This is a genomic window from Leclercia sp. CFBP8987, assembly GCF_034044995.2.
GTDB classification, from domain to species: domain Bacteria; phylum Pseudomonadota; class Gammaproteobacteria; order Enterobacterales; family Enterobacteriaceae; genus Enterobacter; species Enterobacter tamurae.
This window is the reverse complement of record NZ_CM188255.1, coordinates 4,681,313-4,693,681: the sequence shown is the minus strand read 5'-3', so window position 1 is coordinate 4,693,681 and position 12,369 is coordinate 4,681,313. Positions and strand designations below refer to the sequence as shown.

11 protein-coding genes are annotated in these 12,369 nt (G+C 56.0%); all 11 read left to right on the top strand.

The features are described from left to right. Positions 1 to 103: 103 nt before the first annotated feature. Complete coding sequence (gene trxA, locus SOM40_RS22620; RefSeq protein WP_006179218.1) at positions 104 to 433, top strand: thioredoxin TrxA; 330 nt, start codon at positions 104 to 106, stop codon at positions 431 to 433. A 339-nt stretch (positions 434 to 772) separates the two neighbouring features. After that, on the top strand, positions 773 to 2,032 hold the full coding sequence (gene rho / locus SOM40_RS22615) for a transcription termination factor Rho (protein WP_052285527.1): 1,260 nt from the start codon (positions 773 to 775) through the stop codon (positions 2,030 to 2,032). Positions 2,033 to 2,272: 240 nt separating this feature from the next. Further along, positions 2,273 to 3,376 (top strand): UDP-N-acetylglucosamine--undecaprenyl-phosphate N-acetylglucosaminephosphotransferase, encoded by a 1,104-nt coding sequence (gene wecA, locus SOM40_RS22610; RefSeq protein ID WP_106995949.1) that lies wholly within the window; start codon positions 2,273 to 2,275, stop codon positions 3,374 to 3,376. A gap of 12 nt (positions 3,377 to 3,388) precedes the next feature. Then, positions 3,389 to 4,435: an ECA polysaccharide chain length modulation protein gene (wzzE, locus tag SOM40_RS22605; protein WP_106995948.1), complete on the top strand. Its 1,047-nt coding sequence runs from the start codon at positions 3,389 to 3,391 to the stop codon at positions 4,433 to 4,435. Between the two features lie 57 nt (positions 4,436 to 4,492). Beyond that, the gene (gene wecB / locus SOM40_RS22600; protein WP_225759972.1) at positions 4,493 to 5,623 is read left to right on the top strand and encodes a non-hydrolyzing UDP-N-acetylglucosamine 2-epimerase; all 1,131 of its coding nucleotides are present in this window, start codon (positions 4,493 to 4,495) and stop codon (positions 5,621 to 5,623) included. Next, the gene (wecC, locus tag SOM40_RS22595) at positions 5,620 to 6,882 is read left to right on the top strand and encodes a UDP-N-acetyl-D-mannosamine dehydrogenase (RefSeq protein WP_320531128.1); all 1,263 of its coding nucleotides are present in this window, start codon (positions 5,620 to 5,622) and stop codon (positions 6,880 to 6,882) included. The genes wecB and wecC overlap by 4 nt, the downstream gene beginning before the upstream one ends. Further along, positions 6,882 to 7,556, top strand: a complete 675-nt coding sequence (rffC, locus tag SOM40_RS22590; protein WP_370635179.1) for a dTDP-4-amino-4,6-dideoxy-D-galactose acyltransferase — start codon at positions 6,882 to 6,884, stop codon at positions 7,554 to 7,556. Before wecC ends, rffC begins: the two co-directional genes overlap by 1 nt. Before the next feature lie 4 nt (positions 7,557 to 7,560). Next, a complete protein-coding gene (gene rffA / locus SOM40_RS22585; protein ID WP_166184746.1) occupies positions 7,561 to 8,691 on the top strand; it encodes a dTDP-4-amino-4,6-dideoxygalactose transaminase in 1,131 nt (376 codons plus the stop codon). 1 nt (position 8,692) lies between these two features. Further along, positions 8,693 to 9,943 carry a lipid III flippase WzxE gene (gene wzxE / locus SOM40_RS22580; RefSeq protein WP_262671343.1) on the top strand — a complete coding sequence of 417 codons (1,251 nt, stop codon included), beginning with the start codon at positions 8,693 to 8,695 and terminating at the stop codon, positions 9,941 to 9,943. Beyond that, positions 9,940 to 11,019: a TDP-N-acetylfucosamine:lipid II N-acetylfucosaminyltransferase gene (locus SOM40_RS22575; RefSeq protein WP_320531129.1), complete on the top strand. Its 1,080-nt coding sequence runs from the start codon at positions 9,940 to 9,942 to the stop codon at positions 11,017 to 11,019. The genes wzxE and SOM40_RS22575 overlap by 4 nt, the downstream gene beginning before the upstream one ends. After that, entirely contained in the window at positions 11,016 to 12,368 is a 1,353-nt protein-coding gene (gene wzyE / locus SOM40_RS22570) for an ECA oligosaccharide polymerase (protein WP_312191072.1), read from the top strand. Before SOM40_RS22575 ends, wzyE begins: the two co-directional genes overlap by 4 nt. The last annotated feature ends 1 nt before the right edge of the window (position 12,369 follow it).

Below are 12,369 nucleotides of genomic sequence, written 5' to 3'. Positions count from 1 at the left end.
TATCCGGTGAAATAAAGTCAACCTTTAGTTGGTTAATGCTACATCAACAGGTCGTTGATGGAAGCGAGATCAACGCACCAGGCTTATTCCTGTGGAGTTATATATGAGCGATAAAATTATTCACCTGACTGACGACAGTTTTGACACGGACGTACTTAAAGCTGACGGGCTGATCCTCGTCGATTTCTGGGCTGAATGGTGTGGTCCTTGCAAAATGATCGCCCCGATTCTGGATGAGATCGCTGACGAATATCAGGGCAAACTGACCGTAGCGAAACTGAACATCGACCAGAACCCTGGCACCGCGCCTAAGTACGGCATCCGCGGCATCCCAACCCTGCTGCTGTTCAAAAACGGTGAAGTGGCAGCGACCAAAGTGGGCGCACTGTCCAAAGGTCAGCTGAAAGAGTTCCTTGACGCCAACCTGGCGTAAGGTTCTCGTCTGTGCGTCCAGGGTTTCTAAATTGTTTGGATCTCTGGACGCCCGGCTTGAGTCGTGCTAAGTTACCTATGACTTCGTTTTAAACATACCTTGTTGTTTGAATCTTGTTTTACCCGATACTTCCCGTTGTTCCTTTGTAAACAGTGCGTGAAGTGGATAGATTCCGGGCTTGTCACTCAATCCGTCTCGTCGTTTCAGTTCTGTGCTTTCCCTGTAAGCAGACAGCGAACAGACATGAGTTGATGGCCGCTAAACAGGCATGGATGACCCTGCCATACCATTCACAAATTAAGTTCGAGTATTACCCCGAGTTTAAGAACCCACACCATTATGAATCTTACCGAATTAAAGAATACGCCGGTTTCTGAGCTGATCACTCTCGGCGAAAATATGGGACTGGAAAACCAGGCCCGTATGCGCAAGCAGGACATCATTTTTGCCATCCTGAAGCAGCACGCAAAGAGTGGCGAAGATATCTTTGGCGACGGTGTGCTGGAGATATTGCAGGACGGATTTGGATTCCTCCGCTCTGGAGACAGCTCCTACCTCGCCGGTCCTGATGATATCTACGTTTCCCCCAGCCAAATCCGCCGTTTCAACCTCCGCACTGGTGACACCATTTCAGGTAAGATTCGTCCTCCTAAAGAGGGTGAACGCTACTTTGCGCTGTTGAAAGTTAACGAAGTTAACTACGACAAACCAGAAAACTCGCGTAATAAGATCCTGTTCGAGAACTTAACGCCGCTGCACGCGAACTCTCGCCTGCGCATGGAGCGTGGTAACGGTTCTACCGAAGACTTAACCGCTCGCGTTCTGGATCTGGCGTCGCCGATTGGTCGTGGCCAGCGTGGTCTGATTGTGGCACCGCCAAAAGCGGGTAAAACCATGCTGCTGCAGAATATCGCGCAGAGCATTGCTTACAATCATCCTGACTGCGTGCTGATGGTGCTGCTGATTGACGAACGTCCGGAAGAAGTGACCGAGATGCAGCGTCTGGTGAAAGGCGAAGTTATTGCATCGACCTTTGACGAACCGGCATCCCGTCACGTTCAGGTTGCGGAGATGGTGATCGAGAAGGCGAAGCGTCTGGTTGAGCATAAGAAAGACGTTATCATCCTCCTTGACTCCATTACCCGTCTGGCGCGTGCCTATAACACCGTGGTGCCGGCTTCCGGTAAAGTGTTGACCGGTGGTGTGGACGCTAACGCCCTGCATCGTCCAAAACGCTTCTTCGGTGCGGCGCGAAACGTGGAAGAGGGCGGTAGCCTGACCATTATCGCTACGGCGCTTGTCGATACCGGCTCCAAAATGGATGAGGTTATCTACGAAGAGTTTAAAGGTACAGGCAACATGGAACTGCACCTCTCTCGTAAGATTGCGGAAAAACGCGTCTTCCCGGCTATTGACTACAACCGTTCCGGTACCCGTAAAGAAGAGCTGCTCACCACTCAGGAAGAGCTGCAGAAAATGTGGATCCTGCGCAAAATCATCCATCCAATGGGTGAAATCGACGCAATGGAGTTCCTCATTAACAAACTGGCGATGACCAAAACTAACGACGATTTCTTCGATATGATGAAACGCTCGTAAAGTAAATAAAGCGCCTGAACGCCACGTTTTTACGTGGCGTTTTTCTTTTCTGACTTATACGCTGTTACAGTGCGCTGTAGAATTATTCTGCGGATGGCGAAAATCGGAATGTTCGTCAAAGTAGAAAATTAATTGTTTGAAAAATAAACAAAGGGACTTGGGTGAGGCCTGCTTTTTCCTTCTGGAGCCGAGCCTTCAAGGTTATACTTCCGGGATTAACATTTGTTGAGAGTATCCATAGTGAATCTACTCACCGCGGTGACTGAGCTAATCAGTATTTTTCTTTTCACCACCTGCTTTCTATTTCTTGCCCGTAAGGCGGCGAAGAGAGTCGGTCTGGTGGATAAGCCCAATTATCGTAAACGCCATCAAGGCTTGATTCCGCTGGTTGGCGGAATCTCTGTTTATGCGGGCATCTGCTTCACCTTCAGTATTGCGGATTACTATATCCCGCATGCGGCGCTCTATCTGTCCTGTGCCGGTGTGCTGGTACTGGTGGGGGCGCTGGACGACAGATTCGATATTAGCGTGAAGTTCCGCGCCGCGGTTCAGGCGGCTATCGGCGTCATCATGATGGTAGTCGGGAAGCTCTACCTCAGCAGCCTCGGCTATATCTTCGGTACCTGGGAGATGGTGCTGGGGCCGTTCGGCTACTTCCTGACACTGTTTGCCGTGTGGGCGGCGATTAACGCCTTTAACATGGTGGACGGCATTGACGGCCTGCTGGGTGGTCTCTCCAGCGTTTCGTTCGCCGCAATCGGCATCATTCTGTGGTTCGACGGTCAGTACAGCCTGTCGATGTGGTGCTTTGCAATGATTGCCGCCATTCTGCCTTATATCCTCCTTAACCTGGGTGTGCTGGGCCGTCGCTACAAAGTCTTTATGGGCGATGCCGGGAGTACGCTGATTGGTTTTACCGTTATCTGGATCCTGCTGGAAACCACTCAAGGGAATACCCACCCGATCAGCCCGGTGACGGCGCTGTGGATTATTGCTATTCCGCTGATGGATATGGTGGCGATTATGTATCGCCGTCTGCGTAAAGGGATGAGTCCGTTCTCGCCAGATCGTCAACACATTCACCATCTCATTATGCGTGCCGGCTTCACCTCGCGTCAGGCATTTGTCTTAATTACCCTGGCCGCGGCTCTGCTGGCCGGGATCGGTGTTGCCGCAGAATACGCACATTTCATCCCTGAATGGGTAATGTTGGTATTATTCTTGCTAGCATTTTTCCTGTACGGCTATTGTATTAAACGCGCATGGAAAGTGGCGCGGTTTATTAAACGCGTGAAGCGCCGTATGCGTCGAAATAATGGCAATAACCCAACTTTAACCAAGTAAATCGGGACTGTAATGACTCAACCGTTGGCGGGAGCAAAATCAGTGGTAACTGAGAATGAGCTGGATGTTCGTGGCTTGTTCCGCGTGTTATGGGCGGGCAAGTTTTGGATTGCAGGTATGGCGCTGGGCTTTGCACTTATCGCCCTGGCTTATACCTTTTTCGCCAGACAGGAGTGGAGCGCGACGGCGATTACCGATCGCCCGACGGTGAACATGCTCGGAGGTTTCTACTCCCAGCAACAGTTTTTGCGTAACCTGGATGTAAAAGCGAATCCAACCTCCGCCGACCAACCTTCGGTGATGGATGAGTCTTACAAAGAGTTTATCATGCAGCTCGCCTCCTGGGATACTCGTCGTGATTTCTGGAACCAGACCGACTATTTCAAACAGCGGATGGTGGGCAACAGCAAGGCCGATGCCGCCCTGCTGGATGAGCTGATCAACAATATTCAGTTTATGGCGGGCGACCCGCTGCGCAACATCAATGACAACGTCAAACTGATTGCGGAAACCGCGCCAGACGCTAACAACCTGCTGCGTCAGTACGTCGCGTTTGCCAGCCAGCGAGCGGCCAGCCATCTGAATGATGAGCTGAAAGGGGCCTGGGCGGCGCGTACCGTACAGATGAAAGCGCAGGTCAAACGTCAGGAAGAGGTAGCGAAAGCGATCTTCAATCGCCGGGTACATAATATTGAACAGGCGCTGAAGATTGCTGAGAAGAGCAATATCTCCCGCAGCGAAACCGACGTGCCGGCGGCCGAACTGCCGGACTCTGAAATGTTCCTGCTGGGCCGCCCGATGCTGCAGGCGCGTCTGGAAAACCTGCAGGCCGTGGGGCCGGATGTTGACCTCGACTATGACCAAAATCGCGCCATGCTGACCACCCTCAACGTAGGTCCGACACTGGACCCACGTTTTCAGACCTATCGTTATTTGCGAACTCCTGAAGAACCTGTAAAACGCGATAGTCCACGTCGCGCATTCCTGATGATTATGTGGGGGATTGTGGGTGCTTTAATTGGCGCTGGCGTGGCATTAACCCGTCGTCGCAAAAATTAAGAACGCCATCTACGATGAAGGCTTATGGCCTTCATCGCCTAATCGAAGAGAATCGATGTGAAAGTACTAACCGTCTTTGGTACGAGGCCGGAAGCCATCAAGATGGCGCCCCTGGTTCATGCGCTGGCAAGCGACCCTTATTTTGAGGCGAAAGTTTGCGTTACTGCACAGCATCGGGAGATGCTGGATCAGGTCCTTAACCTCTTTTCTATTGTTCCCGATTACGACCTCAATATTATGAAGCCGGGACAAGGATTAACTGAAATTACCTGCCGTATTCTGGAAGGGTTAAAACCTATTCTGGAGTCGTTTAAGCCTGATGTCGTGCTGGTGCATGGAGATACCACCACCACCATCGCCACCAGTCTGGCGGCGTTCTATCAGCGTATTCCGGTGGGGCATGTCGAAGCCGGATTGCGTACCGGCGATCTCTCCTCCCCCTGGCCTGAAGAGGCGAACCGTACTCTGACCGGGCATCTGGCGATGTACCACTTCGCGCCGACGGAGAACTCCCGGCAGAACCTGCTGCGCGAGAACGTTAACGACCAGCATATCTTTGTCACCGGCAACACGGTGATCGACGCCCTGATCTGGGTACGCGATCGGGTGCTGGCGAGTGACACCCTGCGTGGCGAACTGGCGGAGCGGTATCCTTTCCTGGCTACTGGCAAAAAGATGATCCTGGTCACCGGACACCGTCGGGAAAGCTTTGGTCAGGGCTTCGAGCAAATCTGCCATGCGCTGGCAGAAATCGCAGCACAAAATGAAGATGTGCAGATTGTCTATCCGGTCCACCTGAATCCTAACGTCAGTGAGCCGGTCAACCGCATCCTGGGGCACGTTGAAAACGTCATTCTTATTGAGCCGCAGGACTATCTGCCTTTCGTCTGGCTGATGAACCATGCCTGGCTGATCCTGACGGATTCTGGCGGTATTCAGGAAGAAGCTCCGTCACTCGGAAAACCGGTGCTGGTGATGCGTGAAACCACCGAGCGACCGGAAGCGGTCAAAGCCGGAACGGTGCGGCTGGTGGGTACTGATTCACGAGCCATCGTGGAAGAGGTGACGCGCCTGCTGCACGACGATAAAGAGTATCAGGCCATGAGCCGGGCCCATAATCCGTATGGTGATGGCCAGGCCTGTGACCGTATTTTGTACGCACTCAAACACAATCGGGTATCGCTATGAGTTTTACGACCATTTCTGTCATTGGGCTTGGCTACATTGGGCTGCCAACGGCGGCGGCATTTGCCTCCCGTCAAAAACAGGTTGTGGGTGTGGATATCAACCAGCATGCGGTTGCGACGATCAACAGGGGTGAAATTCACATTGTTGAGCCGGATCTCGACAAGGTGGTAAAGACGGCCGTTGAGGGAGGATTCCTGAAGGCCAGCACCACGCCAGTGACCGCCGATGCCTATCTGATTGCCGTGCCGACGCCGTTCAAAGGCGATCATGAGCCGGATATGGTGTATGTCGAGGCAGCTGCCAAATCCATCGCCCCGGTGCTGAAAAAAGGCGCCCTGGTGATCCTGGAGTCGACCTCCCCGGTGGGAGCCACCGAGCAGATGGCCGAGTGGCTGGCCGAGGCGCGTCCGGACCTGACCTTCCCGCAGCAGGCGGGCGAGCAGGCTGATATTAACGTCGCCTACTGCCCGGAGCGCGTACTGCCGGGGCAGGTGATGGTCGAACTGATTAAAAACGATCGCGTGATAGGCGGCATGACGCCGGTCTGTTCCGCCCGCGCCAGCGAGCTGTATAACATCTTCCTCGAAGGCGAGTGCGTGGTGACCAACTCCCGCACCGCCGAGATGTGCAAGCTGACAGAAAACAGCTTCCGCGATGTCAACATCGCGTTTGCCAATGAACTGTCGCTGATTTGCGCCGATCAGGGAATTAACGTCTGGGAATTGATTCGTCTGGCGAACCGCCATCCGCGCGTCAATATCCTGCAACCTGGCCCGGGCGTAGGCGGTCACTGTATCGCGGTCGACCCGTGGTTTATCGTGGCGCAGAACCCGCAGCAGGCGCGCCTGATCCGTACGGCCCGCGAAGTGAACGACAGCAAACCGCACTGGGTGCTGAACCAGGTGAAAGCCACGGTGGCAGATTACCTGACGCAGAGCGGCAAGCGGGCGAACGAGGTGACCATCGCCTGTTTTGGTCTCGCCTTTAAGCCGAACATTGACGATCTGCGTGAAAGCCCGGCGATGGAAATTGCGGAGATGATTGCCGACTGGCACAGCGGTGAAACCCAGGTGGTTGAACCCAATATCCATGAGCTGCCGAACAAGCTGGCTGGACACTGCACCCTGACGCGCGTGGATGATGCGCTGGCCACCGCCGATGTGCTGGTACTGCTGGTGGATCATAACGAGTTTAAAGCGATTTCGGGCGATGCCGTGCGTCAGGAATTTATCGTTGATACCAAAGGTGTCTGGCGCTGATGCAGCTGCGTGGCGAATTACAGCCGCTGGACTGGGAAAGTCAGTTTTTCTCCCTGCCCACGGCCATTGTGCGCCTGGCTGATGACGCCCCTTTGCTGGCGGCTGATGATTTAGCCGCCTGGCAACGTGTGCAGGTCAAAATTCCGGCCACCCGGGCCGACTGGCTGGATGCCCTCCAGCAGCAGGGCTTCAGGCTGGTGGAAGGTGAAGTCGATCTCGCGATCGCGGTGACGCAGCATGCGTGTCCTGGAGCGGAGATCGCCACGGAGCAGGATATCCCGGCGCTGCGCCAGCTAGCCGCTCAGGCGTTTGCGCAGAGCCGCTTTCGCACGCCGTGGTACGCCCCGGACGACAGCGGTCGCTTCTATGCCCAGTGGATCGAAAATGCGGTAAAAGGCAGTTTCGACCATCTCTGCCTGGTGTTCCGTGCGCCGGATGGCGCCATCCAGGGGTTTGTCTCCCTGCGTAAACTGAATGACACCGAGGCGCGTATTGGCCTGCTGGCCGGGCGCGGCATGGGGGAGCGGTTAATGCAGGCGGCGCTGTGCTGGGCTCAGCAACAGCAGCTTTCTACTTTGCGGGTGGCGACCCAGATGGGCAACACCGCCGCGCTTAAACGTTATATCGCCAGCGGCGGCAACATCGAAACCACCGCTTACTGGCTATACAGGTGACAAGATGATCCCATTTAATGCGCCTCCTGTGGTGGGCACTGAACTTGATTACATGCAGTCTGCGATGGGCAGCGGCAAACTCTGTGGTGATGGCGGCTACACGCGTCGTTGCCAGCAGTGGATGGAGCAGCGCTTTCAGAGCGCGAAAGTCCTGCTGACCCCGTCCTGCACCGCCTCGCTGGAGATGGCAGCCCTGCTGCTGGACATCGGTGCTGGCGATGAAGTGATTATGCCGAGCTACACCTTCGTCTCCACCGCCAACGCCTTCGTGCTGCGCGGGGCGAAAATCGTCTTCGTGGATGTCCGCCCGGATACCATGAACATTGACGAGAAGCTGATTGAAGCGGCAATCACCGACAAGACCCGCGCCATCGTGCCGGTGCACTATGCCGGTGTGGCCTGCGAGATGGACACCATCATGGCGATCGCCAAAAAGCACAACCTGTATGTGGTGGAAGATGCTGCGCAGGGCGTGATGTCCACCTACAAAGGCCGCGCCCTGGGTACCATCGGGCATATCGGCTGCTTTAGCTTCCACGAAACCAAAAACTACACCGCAGGCGGTGAAGGCGGCGCTACTCTGATTAACGATCGCGCCCTGGTGGAGCGCGCGGAGATCATCCGCGAGAAAGGCACTAACCGCAGCCAGTTCTTCCGTGGACAGGTGGATAAGTACACCTGGCGCGATATCGGCTCCAGTTACCTGATGGCGGATCTGCAGGCCGCGTATCTGTGGGCCCAGCTGGAGGCGGCAGACCGCATCAACCAGCAGCGCCTGGCGCTGTGGCAGACCTATTACGATGCGCTGGCCCCGCTGGCGCGCAAAGGCCGTATCGAGCTGCCGACTATCCCTGCGGACTGCGTGCATAACGCGCATATGTTCTACATCAAGCTGCGGGATAACGACGATCGCAGCGAGCTGATCGCGTACCTGAAAGAGGCTGAGATCCTGGCGGTGTTCCACTACATTCCGCTGCACTCCAGCCCGGCCGGTGAAGCCTTTGGCCAGTTCGTGGGTGAAGATCGCTTCACTACCAAAGAAAGTGAGCGGTTACTCCGCTTGCCGCTGTTCTATAACCTCGCTGCGGTCAACCAGCGCACGGTCATTAATACCCTTCTGAGTTATTTCGGCTGATATGTCTCTGGCGAAAGCATCGGTGTGGACCGCCGCGTCCACACTCGTCAAGATCGGCACAGGACTGCTGGTCGTCAAACTGCTGGCGGTCTCATTTGGCCCTTCTGGTGTCGGGCAGGCGGGTAACTTCCGTCAGCTGGTTACCGTGCTGGGCGTACTGGCTGGGGCGGGGATCTTCAACGGCGTCACCAAGTACGTCGCGCAATATCATGACGATAAGGCGCAATTACGCATGGTGGTCGGGACATCATCAGCGATGGTGCTGGGCTTTTCCACCCTGCTGGCGGTGATCTTTTTACTGGCGGCCGCGCCCATCAGCCAGGGGCTGTTTGGTCATACGGGTTATCAGGGCCTGGTGCGGCTGGTGGCGTTAGTGCAGATGGGCATCGCCTGGGCGAACCTGCTGCTGGCGCTGATGAAGGGCTTCCGCGATGCCGCCGGCAATGCCCTGGCGCTGATTGTTGGTAGCCTGATTGGGGTCGTCGCCTACTACGCCTGCTATCGTCTCGGCGGCTACGAAGGCGCGCTGCTGGGGCTGGCGCTGGTGCCGGCGCTGGTGGTGATCCCGGCGGCGGTGATGCTGATGCGCAGAGGCACGATTCCGCTGCACTATCTCAAGCCGAAATGGGACAAGCTCCTCGCAGGACAACTGGGTAAATTTACCCTGATGGCGCTTATCACCTCCGTCACCCTGCCGGTGGCCTATGTGATGATGCGAAACCTGCTGGCAGCGCACTACAGCTGGGATGAGGTAGGGATCTGGCAAGGGGTCAGCAGCATCTCGGATGCCTATCTGCAGTTTATTACTGCCTCCTTTAGCGTCTACCTGCTACCAACCCTGTCGCGACTTACCGCCCGGCAGGAGATCACCCGCGAGATACTCCGCTCCCTGCGCTTCGTCTTACCGGCAGTGGCGGCGGCCAGCTTTACCGTCTGGCTGCTGCGTGATGTCGCCATCTGGCTGCTCTTCTCCGACAAGTTTACCGCGATGCGCGATTTGTTCGCCTGGCAGCTGGTGGGCGATGTGCTGAAAGTAGGCGCTTACGTTTTTGGCTATCTGGTTATCGCTAAAGCCTCGTTAAAGCTCTATATCCTGGCGGAAATCAGCCAGTTCACGTTGCTGACGGCGTTCTCTCACTGGCTGATCCCCGCGCACGGCGCGCTGGGTGCGGCTCAGGCCTATATGGCCACCTACATTGTCTATTTTGCTGCCTGTTGCGGCGTCTTTTTACTTTGGCATAAACGCGCATGACTGCACTGATTCACGTCCTGGGATCGGATATCCCACACCATAACCAGACCGTACTGCGGTTCTTTAATGATGAGCTGGCCCCCGGCAGCGTGCATGCGCGCGAATTTATGGTGGCGGGGAAGGATACCGGCCTCAGCGCCGCCTGCCCGGCACTGAATCTCACTTTCTGGCCGGACAAAGCGTCGCTTGCCAACGCGGTGATCGCCAAAGCCAAAGCGGATCGCCAGCAGCGTTTCTTTTTCCACGGGCAGTTCAATACCGGCCTGTGGCTGGCGCTGCTGAGCGGGGGCATCAAGCCCGCGCAGTTTAACTGGCATATCTGGGGCGCAGACCTGTATGAAGTCTCCCAGGGCTGGAAGTTCCGTCTCTTCTACCCGCTGCGTCGCATGGCGCAGGGGCGCGTGGGCTGTATCTTTGCCACCCGCGGCGATCTGAACTATTTCGCCCAACGTCATCCGAACGTCCGCGGTGAGATGCTCTATTTCCCGACTCGCATGGATCCCGCCCTGAACGGCTTAGCCAGTGACGTGAAACGCGAGGGCAAGCTGACGATTCTGGTGGGCAACTCCGGAGACCGCAGCAACGACCATATTGCGGCCCTGAAGGCGGTGCATCAGCAGTTTGGCGATACGGTCAACGTGATCGTGCCCATGGGCTATCCTGCTAATAACGCGGCGTACATCGATGAAGTCCGTCAGAGCGGGCTGGCGCTGTTTAGCCCGGAGAATCTGCAGATCCTCAGCGATAAGCTGGCCTTTGACGACTACCTCGCCTTGCTGCGCCAGTGCGATCTGGGCTACTTCATCTTCGCGCGTCAGCAGGGGATTGGCACGCTGTGTCTGCTGATCCAGGCGGGCGTGCCGTGCGTGCTTAACCGCGACAACCCGTTCTGGCAGGATATGGCGGAGCAGCACATTCCGGTGCTGTTCACCACCGACGACCTGAATGAAGGAGTGGTGCGTGAAGCGCAGCGACAGCTGGCGCAAGTGGACAAGAACGCCATCGACTTCTTCAGCCCGAACTACCTCACGCCGTGGCATCAGGCGCTGCGGATCGCCTCAGGGGAGAAAGTATGAGCCAGTTGCAATTTAGCGGCCTGTTGCTCATCTGGCTTCTGAGCGCGCTGTTTATCGCGACCCTGACCTGGTTCGAGTTCCGGCGGGTGCGCTTTAACTTCAACGTCTTTTTCTCGCTGCTGTTTCTGCTGACCTTTTATTTTGGCTTCCCGCTGACCAGCATGCTGGTGTTCCGCTTCGATGTGGCCGTCGTGCCACCGGAGATCCTGATGCAGGCGCTGCTGTCAGCCACCTGCTTCTATGGGGTGTACTACGTTGCCTATAAAACGCGGCTGAAGCCCGTCCGCTCTGGCGCTGAGCGACGGCCTCTGTTTACCATGAACCGGGTCGAGACCCATCTGACATGGATGATGCTGATGGGGATTGCGCTGGTCACCGTCGGTATCTTCTTTATGCATAACGGCTTTTTGCTGTTTAAGCTGCACTCCTACAGTCAGATTTTCTCCAGCGAAGTCTCCGGGGTGGCGCTCAAGCGCTTCTTCTACTTCTTCATTCCGGCGATGCTGGTGATCTATTTTCTGCGGCAGAATGCCCGGGCGTGGCTGTTTTTCCTCGTCAGCACCGTGGCGTTTGGTCTGCTGACCTACATGATTGTCGGCGGCACGCGAGCCAACATCATTATCGCCTTCGCCATCTTCCTGTTTATCGGCATCATTCGCGGCTGGATCTCGCTGTGGATGCTGGCCGCTGCAGGTGTAATGGGGATCGTAGGCATGTTCTGGCTGGCGCTGAAACGCTATGGCATGGACGTCAGCGGCGATGAGGCGTTTTACACCTTCCTGTACCTCACCCGCGATACCTTCTCGCCGTGGGAGAATCTGGCCCTGCTGCTGCAAAACTACGACAAAATCGACTTCCAGGGGCTGGCGCCCATCGTGCGTGATTTTTATGTCTTTATCCCCACCTGGCTATGGCCGGACAGGCCGGGCGTGGTCCTGAACACCGCCAACTACTTTACCTGGGAAGTGCTGAACAACCACTCCGGGCTGGCGATTTCCCCGACGCTGATCGGCTCGCTGGTAGTGATGGGCGGCGGCTGGTTTATCCTGCCCGGTGCAATCGCCGTGGGGCTGATTATCAAATGGTTCGACTGGCTTTATACGCTGGGCAATCAGGAGACCAATCGCTATAAGGCAGCGATTTTGCATAGTTTCTGTTTCGGTGCCATTTTCAATATGATCGTGCTGGCGCGAGAAGGGCTGGATTCGTTCGTCTCCCGCGTGGTCTTTTTCATGGTGGTTTTTGGCGCCTGTCTGCTGATGGCGAAGCTGCTGTACTGGCTGTTCGACAGCGCCGGGTTAGTGCACAAGCGCGAACCGGCAAACGGCAGGGCGCTTTCGCGAGTCTGAG

What these genes read in the sequence shown, in the direction of transcription:
- trxA (WP_006179218.1), top strand. Translation starts at nt 104, where the DNA reads ATGAGCGATAAAATTATTCACCTGACTGACGACAGTTTTGACACGGAC.
- rho (WP_052285527.1), top strand. Translation starts at nt 773, where the DNA reads ATGAATCTTACCGAATTAAAGAATACGCCGGTTTCTGAGCTGATCACT.
- wzzE (WP_106995948.1), top strand. Translation starts at nt 3,389, where the DNA reads ATGACTCAACCGTTGGCGGGAGCAAAATCAGTGGTAACTGAGAATGAG.
- wecC (WP_320531128.1), top strand. Translation starts at nt 5,620, where the DNA reads ATGAGTTTTACGACCATTTCTGTCATTGGGCTTGGCTACATTGGGCTG.
- rffC (WP_370635179.1), top strand. Translation starts at nt 6,882, where the DNA reads ATGCAGCTGCGTGGCGAATTACAGCCGCTGGACTGGGAAAGTCAGTTT.
- rffA (WP_166184746.1), top strand. Translation starts at nt 7,561, where the DNA reads ATGATCCCATTTAATGCGCCTCCTGTGGTGGGCACTGAACTTGATTAC.
- wzxE (WP_262671343.1), top strand. Translation starts at nt 8,693, where the DNA reads ATGTCTCTGGCGAAAGCATCGGTGTGGACCGCCGCGTCCACACTCGTC.
- SOM40_RS22575 (WP_320531129.1), top strand. Translation starts at nt 9,940, where the DNA reads ATGACTGCACTGATTCACGTCCTGGGATCGGATATCCCACACCATAAC.
- wzyE (WP_312191072.1), top strand. Translation starts at nt 11,016, where the DNA reads ATGAGCCAGTTGCAATTTAGCGGCCTGTTGCTCATCTGGCTTCTGAGC.